13 protein-coding genes and 1 pseudogene are annotated in these 17,932 nt (G+C 41.6%); 9 read left to right on the forward strand and 5 right to left on the reverse strand.

Annotated features, from left to right (window positions below; all coding sequences use genetic code 11):
- Nucleotides 1-40: 40 nt before the first annotated feature.
- Nucleotides 41-1,702, reverse strand: a complete 1,662-nt coding sequence (locus H6G86_RS17245) for a phage tail sheath family protein (RefSeq protein ID WP_190935337.1) — start codon at nucleotides 1,700-1,702, stop codon at nucleotides 41-43.
- A gap of 30 nt (nucleotides 1,703-1,732) precedes the next feature.
- Nucleotides 1,733-2,572, reverse strand: a complete 840-nt coding sequence (locus H6G86_RS17250) for a Pvc16 family protein (RefSeq protein ID WP_012407858.1) — start codon at nucleotides 2,570-2,572, stop codon at nucleotides 1,733-1,735.
- Nucleotides 2,573-3,083: 511 nt separating this feature from the next.
- On the opposite strand from H6G86_RS17250, the gene H6G86_RS17255 reads away from it, so the two are divergent.
- From H6G86_RS17255 to H6G86_RS17270, 4 genes are read left to right on the forward strand one after another with little or no spacing between them, the layout of a single operon-like run.
- On the forward strand, nucleotides 3,084-4,205 hold the full coding sequence (locus tag H6G86_RS17255; RefSeq protein WP_190935338.1) for a sensor histidine kinase: 1,122 nt from the start codon (nucleotides 3,084-3,086) through the stop codon (nucleotides 4,203-4,205).
- Nucleotides 4,206-4,259: 54 nt separating this feature from the next.
- Nucleotides 4,260-4,940, forward strand: coding sequence for a response regulator transcription factor (locus H6G86_RS17260; protein ID WP_190935339.1), 681 nt, complete (start codon nucleotides 4,260-4,262; stop codon nucleotides 4,938-4,940).
- 43 nt (nucleotides 4,941-4,983) lie between these two features.
- Nucleotides 4,984-7,122, forward strand: a complete 2,139-nt coding sequence (locus H6G86_RS17265) for a substrate-binding domain-containing protein (RefSeq protein ID WP_190935340.1) — start codon at nucleotides 4,984-4,986, stop codon at nucleotides 7,120-7,122.
- Nucleotides 7,094-7,756 (forward strand): FHA domain-containing protein, encoded by a 663-nt coding sequence (locus H6G86_RS17270; RefSeq protein ID WP_190935341.1) that lies wholly within the window; start codon nucleotides 7,094-7,096, stop codon nucleotides 7,754-7,756. Before H6G86_RS17265 ends, H6G86_RS17270 begins: the two co-directional genes overlap by 29 nt.
- Before the next feature lie 264 nt (nucleotides 7,757-8,020).
- On the opposite strand, the gene H6G86_RS17275 is transcribed toward H6G86_RS17270, so the two are convergent.
- Nucleotides 8,021-10,354 carry an eCIS core domain-containing protein gene (locus H6G86_RS17275; protein WP_199338310.1) on the reverse strand — a complete coding sequence of 778 codons (2,334 nt, stop codon included), beginning with the start codon at nucleotides 10,352-10,354 and terminating at the stop codon, nucleotides 8,021-8,023.
- A gap of 175 nt (nucleotides 10,355-10,529) precedes the next feature.
- Between H6G86_RS17275 and H6G86_RS17280 the strand changes: the two are divergent.
- Together H6G86_RS17280 and H6G86_RS17285 are read left to right on the forward strand one after the other, a co-directional pair.
- Nucleotides 10,530-10,945 (forward strand): annotated as a pseudogene (locus H6G86_RS17280) (element excision factor XisH family protein).
- Entirely contained in the window at nucleotides 10,933-11,268 is a 336-nt protein-coding gene (locus H6G86_RS17285; protein WP_190935342.1) for a XisI protein, read from the forward strand. Before H6G86_RS17280 ends, H6G86_RS17285 begins: the two are co-directional and overlap by 13 nt.
- Before the next feature lie 185 nt (nucleotides 11,269-11,453).
- On the opposite strand, the gene H6G86_RS17290 is transcribed toward H6G86_RS17285, so the two are convergent.
- On the reverse strand, nucleotides 11,454-11,600 hold the full coding sequence (locus tag H6G86_RS17290; protein WP_242064846.1) for a hypothetical protein: 147 nt from the start codon (nucleotides 11,598-11,600) through the stop codon (nucleotides 11,454-11,456).
- 2 nt (nucleotides 11,601-11,602) lie between these two features.
- Nucleotides 11,603-13,177 (reverse strand): eCIS core domain-containing protein, encoded by a 1,575-nt coding sequence (locus H6G86_RS17295; protein ID WP_199338311.1) that lies wholly within the window; start codon nucleotides 13,175-13,177, stop codon nucleotides 11,603-11,605.
- 191 nt (nucleotides 13,178-13,368) lie between these two features.
- On the opposite strand from H6G86_RS17295, the gene H6G86_RS17300 reads away from it, so the two are divergent.
- The 3 genes from H6G86_RS17300 to H6G86_RS17310 all read left to right on the forward strand — a co-directional run bounded on the left by H6G86_RS17300 (nucleotide 13,369) and on the right by H6G86_RS17310 (nucleotide 17,921).
- A complete protein-coding gene (locus H6G86_RS17300) occupies nucleotides 13,369-13,608 on the forward strand; it encodes a hypothetical protein (RefSeq protein ID WP_190935344.1) in 240 nt (79 codons plus the stop codon).
- Complete coding sequence (locus H6G86_RS17305) at nucleotides 13,608-14,132, forward strand: contractile injection system inner tube protein (protein WP_012407848.1); 525 nt, start codon at nucleotides 13,608-13,610, stop codon at nucleotides 14,130-14,132. The genes H6G86_RS17300 and H6G86_RS17305 overlap by 1 nt, the downstream gene beginning before the upstream one ends.
- Nucleotides 14,133-14,240: 108 nt before the next feature.
- Nucleotides 14,241-17,921 (forward strand): hypothetical protein, encoded by a 3,681-nt coding sequence (locus H6G86_RS17310; RefSeq protein ID WP_206758439.1) that lies wholly within the window; start codon nucleotides 14,241-14,243, stop codon nucleotides 17,919-17,921.
- The last annotated feature ends 11 nt before the right edge of the window (nucleotides 17,922-17,932 follow it).

The raw sequence follows: 17,932 nt of genomic DNA on the forward strand, positions 1-17,932 counted from the left end.
ACGCGATAAATCGCGTCTCTACAAGAGGAGAATTCTTGCCCTATTCGCTATCTTCAATGCCATTCCATTGGCTGATGCGGAAAACAACAAATTCAGCAGGTCTGACTGGACAAACACCGACTTCAATATATAAACGTCCTAAAATTCTGGTTTCTGGTGGATTCAATTCTTCGTCACACTTGACATAAAATGCTTGTGCTGGAGACGCGCCAAATAAAGCACCTTCACGCCAGATACGCTCTAAGAAATTACTGACGGTGCGGGTGACACGTGCCCATAAATCTTGGTCATTCGGTTCAAAAACTACCCACTGAGTCCCTAATTCTAGAGATTTTTCGATATAGCTAATTAACCGACGCACACTGATGTAACGCCACTCTGTTTTATCTGGCTCAACTAGAGTGCGTGCGCCCCAAATGCGGATACCTCGGTTGGGGAAACTGCGAATGCAATTTATCCCTAGGGGGTTTAATAGTTCTTGTTCGCGGAAGTTTGTTTCATAGCCCAAACCAATTACGCCTCTAGGAACTTCATTTGCGGGGGCTTTGTAAACTCCTCTGGTTTCGTCGGTGCGGGCCCAAACACCCATCACATGACCACAAGGAGGTACTAAAATTGGATTACCGCGATCGCGTGGATTAGGTACTTTAATCCAAGGATAATAAAGGGCCGCAAACATTGAGCGACGGTTAAATCTATTCAACCACTCCACTACTTGCTGGGGTTTGACGGCATCTGGTGGCGCATCAAGTACAACCATGCGGTTGGGCGGGTTGGGAATATCGCCACTGGCAGAACCCTCGCACATACTAATCATCAGTTCGATGATGCCGTGGACTTGATCTAAATTCAGTACCTGCTCTTGATAAGCCCGCATCACATCAGGACAAGCCAGCATTGTGATTTCATCAACTTCAAAGATACCGCGTACCCCGGTGCGATCGTCTCGAACCCCTTCTAAATTTTGCGAAAATCTATCGGGTGGGGCGGCAACAATGGGCGGCGCTAGTTCATATTGACCATTCACGGGACGACGAGCTAAAGGCTGTCCACTTTGAGTTATGTCTTCTACACTGACATACATGGAATTTCTCAATGCCGCCAGCGCATAAGTTGCAACTTGAGAATTAGGTTCGCGGTTCATGCTCAAGTTCTCGTATTGCTCTAGAAGCTCATCTCCCCGACGAATTTGAATGGTAAAATATTCGCCCGTATTTGGAGGCGCTTCTCCTTCAGTACCTTCGGGTAGGGCGCGGGGTGAACCATCAATAATAACGATATTTACTAATCCGCCTGATGCTTGCTCAGGACGCAAAGTAAAGCGGAGGGCTGGACGATTACCTCTAGAGTTGATTCTGAGGGTAGCCGGTTCTGGAGTTGCGGGCCTGGGTGCGCCTGGTAACTGAGTCCCAATGCTTGTTACCCAGCAACGACCGCCACCATTCATAAAGTAGCCGTAGACTGAAAAAGGTAAATAGGCGTTGAAGTCGGTGAAGCCGTCAGAGTTGGGACGCGCAAAGTAGTTGAGATATTGCGTCCAAGTGGTTACTAGCATGGGCTTGTATAACTCAGCCCCACCACGAACGTCTTCTGTAAAACCTACAAATCCGGCAACTGCCGTGCTAACACCTTCAATTGGTCGGCTACCCCGGTCAATTTCTTCGATGTAGACACCAGGAGCAAAGTAATCAAGTCTAGCCATGAAAGTTTCTCCAAGTCAGTAAAAATCTAATTATTCAGGAGTTAGAAATATTTCTTTGAAAGTATTACTTTGGTTATCTACCAATGCATTGACGTTTTGGGGTAAATAGCCAGGATGATTCAGAGTCAAAACATAATTACCTAAATGAAGGTCTTCAAAGAAGAACAGCCCTTCTTTAGTAGTTGATATGGACTTGTCAGTTCCCCTCACAGCTACTTCTGCCGCTACCAGTGGCAGATTTGTCACTGCACTTTTGACAATACCCGCGATCGCAACTCGTCTGGTTAATACTAGACTGTCGCTATCACGAGACAATTGATTTCGCAAATTGAAAATTCGCTCCCAAACCAAAGGTACTGGAGTAGGTTGTGGCTCGAAGGGGATTGTAACTGTCAAATATAAGGCTGAACGCAATGGCACATTGAGAGCGCTCCATAAAGAGCCAATTTCAATTGGCGGCTCTAGGGCAACTGTCATGTTCAAATTACCATAGCCCCGTAATTCAGGAACCAAAAACTCCTCTTCCAAGGTGCGATGGCGCAACAGCACAGCCAACGCCTCACTGATAAAGTGATGCTCCCCTAAAGCTGTTCTATCCCAGGCTGTTAATAGCAGTGAAACATCAAACCAAGCTGGTGCCCAATTTACAGTGGCAGGTTGTAGAGCGCGTGTTAGCTTGCGTTCTACTTGCCTGCCAGAATGTTGTACCTGCTTACTCTCACGTATATCAAAAATGTATAAATTGAGAGTCGGGCCTGCTCCCTCTTCCCTACGATTACCAGGATGGCTAAAGTCAATTTGCTCTGTACTGGTAAGTGAGGTTCCTCCAGCTAGAATTTCGGCTAAAGTTTGAAGAACGAAGATAAGCATGAAGGTGTTCTGCTGGTAGCTAATCCAGATGCATCTACAGTATATGTATCAGCCTTCTAAAGTTAATTAGACTTTTGTCGATATTTTTTCAATTGGTCATTGGTCATTTGTCATTTGTCATTGGTCATTGGGTACTGGTTATTAATTCTTTCCCCCCTGCTCCCCTGCCTCCCCTGCCCCCTGCTCCCCATTTGAGTGGGCTGGAAGATATTAGATTTTCAAAAATCCGAAAAGCAATAACTTCAGTTTGTAGATTAGTCTGGAGCAGTTCTTAATAGGAGTGGCGAGATGACCACGCCACAAAATTTATGCGTTGTAATAAATAATTTGCACTACGTACCTATATATACTTAGAAAAGGATAAGAATATATAAACATAAACTTAATAATTCTTTGTATTAATTATCTAACAAGATAATTTAATAAAAAAATAAACATTACTGAGACTGCATAAATTTATACTGGTCAGCAGAAGAATAAAAACATTTGGTTGCAAAAAGCGAGTGAAGCTATGACACTAGGCTTTTATGTACAAAAACTGGAGAATGGCTCGAATTATTTGAATTCCTCAGATATTCAGAGCTATTGTCAGTTAGAGTCTGAACAGTTAACTAGTCAATATCCAATTTTTTTCGCTCGGATTGTCTATCATGATTACTTGCTGAAAAATCATCAGGAAGTTATAAATTATGGTCAAGACCAAGCTGCTTTTTCCCAAAAAACTTTAGCTTATTTGCGCTCTGAAGCATGGCTTACAGATTTTCCGCCTGCTTTGACTTTGCATGAATTTAAACTTAAGGATTTTTCATCCATTTCTTACATTTGCCCTTTTGCCTATAGGAATCAAAAACCTGAATACATTCAAATCATTACTCATAAACCTCTGTCAGAGAGCTTGCAATTATATGTAAAACGCTCTGCTATGCTGCTGAGTAAGTATGCAGATATTTACTTGGACTATGGAAGACAAAAAACTGAAATTCAACTCCTGGAAGATATCTTGCATCGAATAGGCCATCAATTGCGTAACTCTCTAGGACTTATAGGATTGTATGCACATAACCTATGCTTAGGTTTAGAGGATAGCCCTTGGCAAGAGCAAGCAACAATCATTGGCGAAAGTATACAAGGTTTAGATACTAATTTAAATGAGCTTATTGATTGTGGACAAAGTGCAAAACTGAGGGTAAAACATCAAGATTTGAGAAGTTTAGTTGTTGAAAGTATCAAAAATTTACAACCTCTAATTAATCAGAAACAACTTAAAATATTGATTCCAGATACATCGACCGTACTGAAGATAGACAAATTACAAATGAAACAAGTATTTGATAATATCCTCAGTAATGCCGTCCATTTCAGTCCTAACTCAGGAACTATTACCTGTAGCTGGCAAGTTTTTCAAGATGAAGTTTTAATTAAAATTTCAGATCAAGGGCCAGGATTATCACAAGAGGATTTACAAAAAGTATTTACCCCGTTTTATTCCCGACGCAGAGGAGGTACAGGGCTAGGCTTAACTATTGCTAAGAAAATTATTTTGGATCATCAAGGAAGTATCTGGGCACAAGTCTTATCAGAAAGTGGAGCGCAATTTTCTGTAATTTTGCCTCGACCAAGGAGCGGGAATTAATTCGTAATTAGTAATGATGTTCCTACGTAGGTAACGTAATTTGTAATTAAAAAGATGGCTAATGATAGTAAGAAACTTTCGGTTTTGCTGGTAGATGATGAAGAACGCTTCCGCCAAGGATTACGTACTCTCTTGAATTTTTATAGTATTAATTCTGCATTACCTGTAGAAGTTATAGGTGATGCAGATTCTGTGGAGCAGGTTTTAAAGTTTACAGCCCAGAAGTGTCCAGATTTAATTTTGCTGGATATGCAATTGAAGGGATGTGATGGGATTACAGTTCTGGTACGTCTTAAGGAAACTGCTTACACTGGCAAAGTTTTAGTGTTGTCTGCTCATCAAGAAGACGACTGGATTTTTAGAGCAATGCAGGCGGGAGCCGCCGGTTATGTGTTTAAAAATCGTGTGGCAACACAATTGTGTGAGGCTATTGACACTGTTACAAGAGCGGAAATTTATCTACCTTCAGAAGTTGCTAGTCGATTTTTCCGGTTTTTTCAGGCTTATTCAGACTCTTGTCTGAAAGCATGTCATGAGGTGCATTTAACCGAAAGAGAGCAAGAAGTTTTATACTGGTTAACTCAAGGTGCTTCTAATGAAGAAATCGCTAAACATTTATATGTAACAGTTGCTACTGTTAAGGCGCATCTCACCAGTATTTTTGAAAAATTGAAGGTTACTAGTCGGACTCAAGCTATTGTAGCTGCCCTCAAGTTAGGATTAGTTCACGCTTGAGCGCGACGAAAGTAATCGGCGCAATTCACGAAACTTTTTGTATATGCCTTCATTTGAATCTTTTTATCAAGAATACCCCTGCTCGTATAATTCTCCCTTAAGTTGCGATCGCCCTTTCCAAACCGCGCAGCAAATCAAGGGGGCTAAGTTTTGCTTGGAATGTGGTTTTCCAGCAACTTTACCACAGGAGGCTGAGATTAAAGGAAGTCAGGGAACTTATCAAATCGCTAGTTTTATTGGTGTACGGGGTTTAGGCCGCCTATACTCAGGTATTCAACTTAAAGATAAACAGCCTGTCATCATCAAAGAATACCTACTACCCAATCGTTGTTTTAATGAAAGCGAGACTCTGAAGCGGAAAGAGACTTTCAAACGGGTGGGTGGGGTAAGTTTAGCCGATAGTCGAATTCAAAACTTTCGTCTTGTAGAAACTAAAGAAGCGATCGCAGATGAAAAAGGAGAACGCTGCTATCTGATCACTCAAGGAATCGAATCATCCCAAACTTTAGGGAAATATCTCATAGAAAAGGGAGCGATGACATCTCCTGATGTGCGGGAAGTATTAAATCAAGGTTTACAAACTCTCCAGTTTCTCCACACCCAAAAGCTGCGTTTTCCCTCAAATCAAGTACAGCTGGGTATAACTCACGGCAATATCAGTTTAGATAGTACTTTAATTAAACTAGAAAATAATCAAAAATTCTCTATATACTTTTGTGATTTAGCGACCTGGGAAAACTTATTTATTCCACCTATTATTCCTCAACCCGCGCCCGCCAGACCTGAGCAAGATTTAGAATCATTAGGATTGCTAGCCTTTTATCTATGGGCAGGACGGACAACTAATTTTTTATCCAACCAGCCTCTCGACCCTAGAGATAATCAACAATGGCCGGATACCGATAGCCATTTAAAGCAGTTTATTTATCGCCTCATTGGTCTAGAAACTCCTTTCGAGAATGCGGAAACGGCTCGTCAAGCACTGCTGCAACTTCCCAAAGAAGATCGTGGCAAAAGTTCAGTGCCATCGTCAGGTTCTCAAGTAATAGAAAAGCGTTTACCAATACCTTTAATCCTGATAGGAATTCTGGCTTTATTACTACTTGGTGGAGGAATTTTGTATTGGTTTTTGGGCAAGAAAACAGATAGTCCTAATCAATATATATTATGGTCTAGACTTGTGCGAAATTTCTCCGAAGTCCCCAATGTTCCTGCCGGACAATTTACTTACACAGGAGAAAAGGACAGTACATGGAGTTATGTTTTAACGCAATCAGTAGAAAATAATCGTTTAGGAGAGTTATTGACCAGACCAAAGCCAGATGCGACAGCAACATTTAACTATGAGCCTGTTTTGTCATCAAACGTAAAGAATCCGATTAAAAGTATTGAAGAAGTTCAAACAAATAAAAAAGATTTTGCAATTACTAGTTTAGTAGATAATATCACAGATAAACTTTCTAAAAAACAAGTTGCTTATGATGGATTAATTGTTTTTGTAGCATTTAATAAGAGAGATTCAAATCTTGCTAATGCTCTTGGAGGGCAAATAAGTCTTGAGCAATTGCGTCAAATTTACACAGGTAAAATTACCAATTGGCAACAAATTAGTCCCAAACTTCCAAATCTATCTGTGAAACCTTTTGCCCCAACAGAACCGGAAGCAATCAGTAAATTTCAAGAAATAGTTCTCAAAAACGTCCCTCAAGACGAAGCTTTATTTGCAGCAAATGTTACTAAACTTGATACAACAAAAACCCAAAATCAGATACGCAGTGAGACTCTAGATGGGCGAAACACTGGTATTATCAGTTTTGGCATTATCAGTAAAACTTCGAGTCAGTGTACTGGTTATCCGCTAGCGATCGCAGATGGCAAAAAATCAGCGATTCAACCTCTGTTTCAACGGCGCGATCGCCGCTCAATTAATCCCTCAGATGATTTGTGTCAACATGATGATTATTATGTTGATGTCACAACATTCCAAAGCTACCCCTTGGGATACCCTATTTTTGTAGTGTACCCTAAAGACACCAGTCGCCTGCCTGGTGGTTCTACATTTGCCCAGATGCTAACCACTCGTCAAGGTCAGTGTTTACTTAGTAAAGTAGGTCTCGTAGCTTTACAACCTATGCCTGATGATATAAATTCCTATGCCTGCAAATCGGTGCCCCAATCCTAGTTGCGAATATTTTAACCGCGCCCTGCCTAACAATGCTAAGGTTTGTCCCTGGTGTTCCACTCCTGTGGGTAATGTAGTTTCCTCAACACCACAACAACCGCCTAGTCAACAACCGCCTAGTCAACCACCGCCTATTCAGCAACAACCTATTCAACCACCATCTGTTCAGTATCAACGGCCGCCTACAGAGCAACCTAACTATCAACCTCCCCAACAACCCCCCGTAGATTATTCAACAGTCTATCAGCCACGAGTTTCTTATCAACCAACACCGCCTGCTTATGTCCCTCCGCCTCAAAGAGCGCCAGCCTTAAAGCTGATTCATACTACCGGCAGAGAATTTCACCTTGTTGGGGAAGGAGGTTATATTGGTCGCCGCAGTCAAAGTCCAGGAATAGCGCCGCCAGAAATTGACTTGACCGGCATTCCCAGTGAGGGAATAGTCTCTCGTCGTCATGCGCGAGTCGATTGGGACTGGTCACAAAATGCATACATGATTGTTGATATGAGTACAAATGGTATTTATTTAAACAACAATCCTCTAACTCCGGGTATGCAATATCGCTTACTTAATGGGGATATACTGCGATTTGGCCAGGACAATCTAGTCAATTTTACGGTATATGTTGTGTAGTAAAATGATTAAGTAAAAACTGTCAAGTTTTAAGGGTAGTTGATAACCATCAACTACCTTTTAATTTTGGCGACACCATAAATTAACCTGAGTTTGACATTACACTTCGTTAATGTACCCTACACGAGCTATTTTCAGATGTTGAGAATATCACTACAAGAGTAAGCGATCGCATTTTGAGTCAGAATAGAGAGGGCGATCGCACTAAAAGATCAGTGATCACTCTTGGTTAACGCACTCTACAAGATCAGGCGATCGCTCTTATCAAACCTTATCTCGCCCGTTAATGGCCGCTCCGTATTCCGCCACTGATGCAAACATAGCTTTGGTGGTGCATCTGCCCCGCATATACCCCACTTTATGAGCATCGTACTTATGTTCATCCGGGACACCACCTTGTTTGTTTTCATAGTCAATTTGCTCTTTCATTGCTTCATGCGGCTGCGCCACCTTACCTCCTTTGTCCTTTTTTGCCTCAATCCCGCGCTGATATCCTGCCAAAACGTTCTTACCTGCTTTAGCTCCATCTACTCCTGCTTTTTTGCCGTCGCTATAGTCTTTCCCCTTCATACCTTCCTCAAATCCCTTCAGGTATGATTGTATTCCTATGTCTGTAACGCTCTCACTAGCTCCTGTGTCGCCCCGCATCGCCTTTTCTATCTCAGAGAATGTTGTTGACACGTCGCTGGCTCCGTGGTGTGTGATCTCCATGACCCATTCCTTTTTCACCCTTTCTATATACAACTCTCTATTTTTAGTTGCACTTTCGGGGAATTCGTATCTTGCCGGCCGTGTTTTGGTCGTTTTTGCCGGCTTTTGACTTACACCTCCCTCCGCATAATCATTCACGATGGGGACTTCTGCCGCGACCTTCGCTAGATCTATCTTTACCCTGAATCCTCCCTGCGTTTTGAATAGCCCCCCTTTATTACTACGAACCTCCTCACGTGATGTTGACGTGAGACTAACTCCACTTTGATAAGGTCCGCTGCCCTTCCATTGGTGCAACACCGCCACTTCTTCCCATGTTAGGTCGTTTTTATCTATGTTTTTTCGTTTCGATACATCTTGCTTATTTCTTGGGTGGGCAATCTTTTGAGGAGATGTGTTGGCTGCTTCGCCCGCACTCATAAACATCTGATAACGGCCGGTAAGTTCGCCGCTCATAACAAAGTCCATCATCTGGTGGTAGTTCATCTCGTGATACGCATACCGACGCGTGTAAACCCCCCGCGCATCTTTGATGTATTCCTTCTCTCCATTTTCACCAGTTTCGCTTCCCTCTGCTAACGCGTTCTTTTTCTTGTATGTCTCTCGCATGGTTGAACTTGCGATTTCTTTCCCTTCGTACAGTTCTTCTTGCGTATCTATAAGCTCACCTATAACCACATCTTTGTTCTCTTTCCCCTCTTCCACCGTGACTAATAGGATCTGATTATTTTGGATTTTCACTATGGGTTCTTTGCTATTTTTTTTCAGCGCCTCCACTAACAGCTCGCGCTCATCCTTTATTTCGTTGAGTTTAGTGGCGTAGTAAGCCGTGAATCCTGCTTTCCCTTCCTGATCTGGCAGCGTTCTCTCAATTTCTGTCTTCGCTAACTTACGTGTCTTCTTCGCTTCCTGCCAACATAGTTTCAATTTCTCCCACGCCTCTTTATTATCTTTATCATTTATCCGCTTGAATCCTATCTTGTTTCCTCCAACGCCTTTCCTCTGTAGCACTCTGCTTTGCTCAGAGTAGTTCGGCAGACTGCCACCCTCACTGGATCCCCCTTTTGCGTCCGTTCTCTGGGTCGCCTTAGCTCCCTGCTGCACAACATGGGTCAACTCATGCGCCAACAACTCCTGGCCGCCCCGACTCCCTGGATTATATTCCCCCGAACTAAAGAACACATCCTGTCCCGTCGTGAAAGCACGCGCCTGAATTGACCGATTCAACTGGTCAGATTGACCATCAGTATGAACCTTTACCCCACTGAAATCTGCGCCAAACGCCTGTTCCATCGGTTCGCGGATATTGTCTGCCATCACTTGTCCACCACCCCTAGCTTGGTTAATGGACGCTTCCAAGTCTGGCGCAGCAGCCATCCCAGCTTCAGCCTGACGCTGCGCCATAGGCTTCATCTGCAATTCTTCCTCATCCTCTGGCAATGCTTCTCGTTGCAGTGTGCTATTGTCCAGAGATTTCATTTGTAATTCTTCCTCATCCTCTGGCAATGCTTCTCGTTGCACCAAAGGCGTGATGGAATTTGCCAGAGGTTTCATCTGCAATTCTTCTTCTTCCTGTGGCAATGCTTCTTGTTGGATAGACTGATGATTTACAGGTTGCGCCATTCTTTGCATTACCTGCTGTGCGACGCTATCAGCTTCCTGTTCGTAAATGTCTCCCAGCTGGCTAATTGAGAGTTTTGCTTGGGGACTACGCAGTGGTATGCGACTGATATCGTGAGTGACTGGCTTATCGAGTGGTTGTATTTCAGGAACCGCTTGGCGTGAAATTGCCGACGACTTCAAACTAAAGCCAGGTATCGGTTGTTTCAGGGATGGAATTGAGAAGCCTGTAGTAGTTTTTTTCTGCCGGCTGACGTGTTCTCTCATTTTCTTCTCCAGATGCCCAAGCAGTAGCTAGATCAATATTTTACTGTTACTAACATCTAGAGTACTGCGATCGCACTCGTAACACAATTTATTGAAAGTATAAATTTTTTGGAACCCGATTCTATGGTATTGGGCGATCGCACTAAAATGTTAAGTAAATCAGAAAAAGTTAACGATGGCAGCTAAAGATAAATTTCATGCTGTGGTTAGAATTGCTTTAGAAAAAGAGCAGTGGAAGATAACCGATGATCCTCTGCGACTGGAAGTTGGCGGAACTAAGTTTGAAATAGATTTAGGTGCAGAGCAACTGTTAGCCGCAGAGCGAGGTGAAGAAAAAATTGCAGTTGAGATTAAAACGTTCCTGAGTGATTCACCACTAACAGATTATCATGCTGCATTAGGACAGTTTTTGAATTATCGGCTTGCCTTGGAAATCAGTGATCCAACTCGCATTCTCATTTAGCAGTGCCCATAGGTGTTTATGAAGCTTTTTTTAAGCGGGAATTTGCCCAAATATCTGTAGAGAGATATCAGATTAAACAAATTATTTATGACCCAATTCAAGAGGTAATTGTACAATGGATACCCTAGAATCTTATCGCCATATCATTCAGTCGTTATTGACGGCTTATGCTGCTATCCCAATAGCCAATGGTCAGATTGATTGTTACACTGTTTTTGATACAAAACAAGACCATTACATGGTTATCAATGTGGGATGGGATGGTCATCGGCGAGTCTATGGTTGTGTTTTACATTTGGATATTAAACAGGGAAAAATTTCGATTGAGCAGAATATGACGGAAATGAGAGTGGCTCAAGAACTTGTAGAACTAGGGGTTCCAAAAGATGATATTGTTCTTGCATTTCAATCTCCTGAAATGCGGGAATATACGGGCTATGGAGTTTTTTAACGACAATATTGCGATCGCACTAACGCACCCTACAAAATCAGGCGATCACACTTTATCAACTATCATATATGCGCGATCACTTGACTTTTAAGACAGTCTTTATAAGAAAAGGCGATGCCTGCGGCGGGCTGTGCCTATGCACTTCAATATCTGTAGGGTGGGTAAATTCTGATAATTTGACAATTTCATGTCCATTTACTCAACCTAAAAAAGATGCGATCGTAATTTGTAGCAACTTCTGCCTTCCCTGAAGTTACTTCCGCCTTCACATTTCGGTGTTTCGCGCAGCCTGTAGCAACTTCTGCCTTCCCGGAATTAATTTCCGCTTTCACGTTTAAGTTTCTGCAACTTCTACAGCACTTTGTGCAGATTGCGTCAAATTTCGCAACCATTGCTGAGTAGTCTCTGCCTTCAAATCCCTAAAAGATGCTTCATCATTTGCCATATTTTGTCCTGGCTCCCTGTTAACCCCTAACCCTTGTGAGAAGGATGCTTTGGTTACTTCCAGAGTTCCTTTTATTCTACTTTCATTTCTAGGTAAAGGATTTGAGATGTCCAAATCTATACTTATTTGAGTTTCTGCATTTCTCAGAGTGATATGGGGAGTTGGCTCACTTTCAGCAGATATTGCTCCTGCCCATTCCAGAATAGAGTGTATCATGTATTGAGTACCTCCTGGAGAGCGCCAGTATATATTATCCGAAATCCATGCCCTTCCTTGAAAAACAACATTCTCGAGTCTTTTTCGGAACCACAGTTTTCCCCCTCCAAAATATTCCGGTAGCCTGACAGAAAAATCATTTCTGACTTGCATAAATTCTGGTAATTTGTTCTCTTCAACTGGAGCGGTTTCAGTAGGTATCTTTGTGTTCATAGCTTTTTTTACTGTATCTAAATTTAGTCTCCCGCCCTTCTCATCATCAAAATGGCCTGTGTCATTCCAATACATAAGTCGCTTTGTATGGGCACCTCCAACTTCACCCAATGCATCTCTATTTTGATCAATGACGTTTAATACAGCGCTAATTTTCCGAGCTCGTTGTATTACTTGATGCTGTTGAACTGATGGTGATGGCGGTTGCAGAGTGTTAAAGAGGGATCGCTGCACAGCCCCCCCATTCTGCTGCACAACATGGGTCAATTCATGCGCCAACAACTCTTGACCGCCCCGACTCCCAGGATTATATTCTCCCGAACGAAAGAACACATCCTGTCCCGTCGTGAAAGCACGCGCCTGAATTGATCGATTCAACTGGTCAGACTGACCATCAGTATGAACCTTTACCCCACTGAAATCTGCGCCAAACGCCTGTTCCATCGGTTCGCGGATATTGTCTGCGATCGCCACTCCTCCACCCCTAGCTTGGTTAATGGACGCTTCCAAGTCGGGCGCTGCATCCATCCCAGCCTTAGCCTGACGCTGCACCATCGGCTTCATCTGCAATTCTTCCTCATCTTCTGGCAATGCTTCTCGTTGTAGTGTGCTATTGTCCAGAGATTTCATCTGTAATTCTTCCTCATCATCTGGCAATGCTTCCCGTTGCACCAAAGGCGTGATGGAATTTGCCAGAGGTTTCATCTGCAATTCTTTTTCTTCCTGTGGTAATGCTTCTCGTTGGATAGACTGATGATTTACAGGTTGCGCCATTCTTTGCATTACTTGCTGTGCAACGCTATCAGCTTCCTGTTCGTAAATGTCTCCAGGCTGGCTAATTGAGAGTTTTGCTTGGCTACGCAGTGGTATGCGACTGATATCGTGAGTAACTGGTTTATGGAGTGGTTGTATTTCAGGAACCGCTTGGCGTGAAATTGCCGACGACTCCAAACCAAAGCCACGTGTCGCGTGTTTCAGGGATGGAATTGAGAAGTCTGTAGTAGTTTTTTTCTGCCGGCTGACGTGTTCTCTCATTTTCTTCTCCTGTTTCCCAAGCAGTAGTTAGATGAATAATACGCTGTTATTTACATTGATATTACAGCGATCGCGCTTGTAACACAATTACTCAAAAATCTAAATCCAGGCAAAAACTAAGTTCGACTTTTGGCTACTTTTGATTCTGATGCAGTACCTTTAGCCTGGATTTAGGGAGAGTTTTTTTATTTATGGACTCAAAACAGCAACAAACTTTTTTCACCTTCGATGGAGATGTTGGCGGTACTGCTGGATACGCCGGGGTTTCGGCGGCATCTGATGCTACCAAGGCGGCTAAAACGGCAAGTAAATATCTCAACGACTCACGGCTGATGAACCAACTTACAGAACACGTATATAAACTTTTGCTAGAAGATTTGCGATCGCAGCGCGAAAGAATAGGTAGTTATGATTCTCAAAGGTGGTTGTGATGGCTACAGGCGCTAACAATGGCAACATTACTCACGAATTAAATTATGTCACTACTAATCGGTTCTACGTAGAGATAGACAGTTCTATTGCTGCATCTTTCGCTGAATGTTCAGGATTAAGTGTTCAAATTAAGAAAAATGTGTTTCAGGAAGGTGGTGTTAACGACCAGCAAAGAATTTATTTAGGTCATACAGAATTTGCAGACATAACTCTTAAACGAGGATTTACCGATCATCCAGGTTTTTGGAACTGGATGAATGCAGTTTTTGATGAAAAAAAGAAAACGTCTCGACGCAATGTCAATATTCTGATTTTCAATCAAGCTGGTGAAACGATGATGAGTTGGACTTTGATTGGTGCTATTCCTATAACCTGGAAAACACCTGCACTTCAAGCAGATGGGAAGGCTGTTGCGATTGAAGAATTAACTTTAGCTTATGAAGGTTTACAAGTTGCAAGGTCTACAGGAGGAGGCTCTTCTGTACAACGAAATCAAAAATCAGGATATTTCGTTTCTAGTTAATTGGCTCTTCTTACAACTATAAATATGCAAATTATTCAATCTTCACTAGGAAACAATATTCATCCCCTTGGGGTAATATCATCTTTATATAATTCTCAGGGAATAATATTGAGAAAAGAATCTCATTCTTTGCATTCACGAAGTAATTTTATCAGTACAATCCAAACTAAACCACCATTAGTCAAATCCTCTAAATTTTTCTTGTCTCGTCAGTATGAACCATCGATTGAACCATTAATAGGTTGGGATAGTTGGGATACTCAGGATATAACTAGTGATTTTAGTGAATTTCCGTTGATTGAATTTGATGCTTCTGATTCAATAGCTACATTAGACAATAGCAATGAATCAGTAAAAAATAGTATTCCAAAGATAATGCCAACTCCCGCCGAGAAAAATACGAGTAATGGCACATCCCAAGAAGTAAATATAGAAACTAAATCTCAGCCCAAAAAAACAAATAAATCTCAGAAACGACTAAAAAAAGAACCAAAGTCAAAATCTAAAACTAAAAAAGCTATCAAATCATCTAGTCCTAAAAACTTTGAGCCAATTGTTGATAAGACTAATATTAATCTTAACAAAGATAACTTATTAATATCAGATGAGTCTATGCCTATTGAGGCTAATTTGGAAACACCAGATTTACAACTAGATATTGTGTTAGATACTACTACAAAGGATCATAGCTCTGTCAGTAGTCCAACCGTAGATACTTCACCTAGCCTTCAAGATCAATCAACTTTATTCGAGAATTTTGCTACCGATGATCTGTCAGAAAATTCTGAGCTAATATCTAGTTTTTCTAGTAAAGATTTGTCTTTAACAGAAAATACTTTAACATCGGAAGAAAATATTGAATTAGAAGACGACACAAGTGAATTAGTCAACAGTTCATCTATAGAAATTCCTTCTAAAAAGAATACAGAAAAAATATTTATACCGGATAGTAACTTTACAGATAATGAAGAAAAACTAATACCTGAAGTCTCAGAATCAGTTAATCTGTCAGGTATGCAAGTTAGCCAAACGCCACCACAACAAGACATTGAAAGAGATCAGGTTCCGTCTATAGTTGACAATAAAAGCAGCGTAAGTCAGACAAATTTAATCCAAGCAAAAGAGATTTTACCAACCTTAAACTCTCTATCGCAGGAAGAAAAATTACCAAATATTAATACTAAGTTTGAGGAAGTTACAGCTATTGATGAAGCAGACTTAATATCAGAAAAAAGCACAAATGATTTTGTCACAGATAATTCTGCCTCTGATAATTCTTTAACTTTATCTTCAGCACTTACTTCATCTGAGGTTGATGATTCACCTACTTTACTTCATTCTTTGGAGAATGATGAAAATACCGTAGAAACGGATGTTATTTCGCCTAATTCTGAGTCTTCAGTTGCAAAAAATCCTATTACAGTACGACAAGAAATCGATCCTGACTTTTCACACAATGTAGAAAAAGCAACGCAAAATCTGATCCCTCAGCCCCCTTTACTAGAAGATAATGGGGAGATTTTACAGCCTCTATCCTTTCAGGATCAAGGTTTTCTAGATTCCATGAAAAGTCAGGAAATTATTGATTCCAGTGTTACGAGTGAGTCTCCAGATATTGCGCCTGTTCAGTTAATACCTACCTCAGCAGTTATTGAAGACACACCTAGTTTATTCAGCACCCCTGATAGCGATGAACAATTAGTAACTTCAGAATCACAGTCTGCGATGGTTGTTAATGTCTCAGATGTCTCAGGAAATGTGACTTCACTACAACGTGATAGCAATGTTCAAAATCCTGTTAGCGAGTTTACAGAAAGTCAACCCATCTTAGCAGCACCTGAGATTGCTGAAGCACCAACAATTAGCGCCACATCACCTGAGATTGCTGAAGCACCAACAATTAGCGCCACATCACCTGAAATTGATGAAGCATTGGTAGTTAGCGCCAATTCGCCTGAGATTACTGAAACACCAACAATTAGCGCCACATCACCTGAAATTGATGAAGCATTGGTAGTTAGCACCAATTCGCCTGAGATTACTGAAACACCAACAATTAGCGCCACATCACCTGAAATTGATGAAGCATTGGTAGTTAGCACCAATTCGCCTGAGATTACTGAAACACCAACAATTAGCGCCACATCACCTGAAATTGATGAAGCATTGGTAGTTAGCACCAATTCGCCTGAGATTACTGAAACACCAACAATTAGCGCCACATCACCTGAAATTGCTGAAACACCAACAGTTAGCACCACATCACCTGAAATTGCTGAAACACCAACAGTTAGCACCACATCACCTGAAATTGCTGAAACACCAATAGTTAGCGCCACATCACCTGAAATTGATGAAGCATTGGTAGTTAGCACCAATTCGCCTGAGATTACTGAAACACCAATAGTTAGCGCCATTTCCCCTGAAATTGATGAAGCATTGGTAGTTAGCGCCAATTCGCCTGAGATTGCTGAAACACCAACATTTACCGCCATTTCCCCTGAAATTGATGAAGCATTGGTAGTTAGCACCAATTCGCCTGAGATTACTGAAATACCAACAATTAGCGCCACATCACCTGAGATTGATGAAGCATTGGTAGTTAGCACCAATTCGCCTAAGATTGCTGAAGCACCAACAGTTACCGCCACATCACCTGAAATTGATGAAGCATTGGTATTTAGCGCCAATTCGCCTGAAATTGTTGAGAAAACAAGTATTTTTAGGGAAATTATTGATAATGAACAAACAGTAGAATCAGAAAATCCTGAAATATCAACTGCTGATACCTGGGATAATCCAGATATTCTAGACAACCCAACTTCTCCACAAGATGAGGTAAGCACAGTACCTAAAGTTGAGCAAAATGCGATCGCAGAAAATTTGCCCGCACCTAAAGGTTATGCTACTGGTGGTCATGTTACAGACTCACGTGTTGAAAATCGCCAGCAGATAGCACCCTCCGATACAGTACCTGCAATGCTTACGCCTGGAGAGTTTGTCATTAATACCAGGGATGCACAGAAAAATCTACCCTTACTACATCACATCAACACGGGTGGAACACCGCAGGATATTATTCTTCCGAGTTTACAAACCAATCCCACAGAACCAGAAGCAACAACTTCTCCAGAGACTCCGACTAAAGTCGATTCTTTTTCAGACACTTCATTACAGCGAAAAAGCGCTGAGACGGATTCACCTGAGATATCCAATTCTTTAATTCCTTCTTCTTTGGGGTTGAATAGTAATAAGCAGAAACTTTCTATCCTCAATTCCCCCCAGCTTCATACTCTTCAAAATGAAACAATAGATGTCGGTGAATCTTCACCTCAATACTCGTCGCCTCCCCTGATTTTCCGAAAAGCAAATCCCAGTACTCACACACCTTCCCAATGGTCAGATACACCTTCTCAATGGTCAAGTGTGGAAGATTTACTCAATGGAAATAATGATGATTTTACTAGCTTTAATTTTAATGATGGGGAATCAAACAGTCAAAATTATGAATTTTCTCATGTTTCAGAATCGCCACAAGTTTTTGCTAAACACCTCCCATCACCTAGAGGCTTTGCTAATGGTGGAGAAGTCACTCCACCCGACATATCTAGAGAAATACAACCGATAACTGAAACGATAGAGAGTACATCCTCATCTTCTCCAGAAGATGAAAAAGATGATACAGCTGATTTGGAAGCTCTAGCTCGTGAAATTTATCACAGATTACGACAACGAATAGAAATTGAACGAGAGCGTCATGGCGGTTACTCAGGTCGATTACCTTGGTAAGTTTCCATTAA

The organism is Nostoc sp. FACHB-133 (assembly GCF_014698055.1).
Lineage (GTDB): Bacteria > Cyanobacteriota > Cyanobacteriia > Cyanobacteriales > Nostocaceae > Nostoc.

Bases quoted from the DNA above. Each gene is read 5' to 3' on its own strand.
- H6G86_RS17245 (WP_190935337.1), bottom strand. From the start codon at position 1,702: ATGGCTAGACTTGATTACTTTGCTCCTGGTGTCTACATCGAAGAAATT.
- H6G86_RS17250 (WP_012407858.1), bottom strand. From the start codon at position 2,572: ATGCTTATCTTCGTTCTTCAAACTTTAGCCGAAATTCTAGCTGGAGGA.
- H6G86_RS17255 (WP_190935338.1), top strand. From the start codon at position 3,084: ATGACACTAGGCTTTTATGTACAAAAACTGGAGAATGGCTCGAATTAT.
- H6G86_RS17260 (WP_190935339.1), top strand. From the start codon at position 4,260: ATGGCTAATGATAGTAAGAAACTTTCGGTTTTGCTGGTAGATGATGAA.
- H6G86_RS17265 (WP_190935340.1), top strand. From the start codon at position 4,984: ATGCCTTCATTTGAATCTTTTTATCAAGAATACCCCTGCTCGTATAAT.
- H6G86_RS17270 (WP_190935341.1), top strand. From the start codon at position 7,094: ATGCCTGCAAATCGGTGCCCCAATCCTAGTTGCGAATATTTTAACCGC.
- H6G86_RS17275 (WP_199338310.1), bottom strand. From the start codon at position 10,354: ATGAGAGAACACGTCAGCCGGCAGAAAAAAACTACTACAGGCTTCTCA.
- H6G86_RS17285 (WP_190935342.1), top strand. From the start codon at position 10,933: ATGGATACCCTAGAATCTTATCGCCATATCATTCAGTCGTTATTGACG.
- H6G86_RS17295 (WP_199338311.1), bottom strand. From the start codon at position 13,177: ATGAGAGAACACGTCAGCCGGCAGAAAAAAACTACTACAGACTTCTCA.
- H6G86_RS17300 (WP_190935344.1), top strand. From the start codon at position 13,369: ATGGACTCAAAACAGCAACAAACTTTTTTCACCTTCGATGGAGATGTT.
- H6G86_RS17305 (WP_012407848.1), top strand. From the start codon at position 13,608: ATGGCTACAGGCGCTAACAATGGCAACATTACTCACGAATTAAATTAT.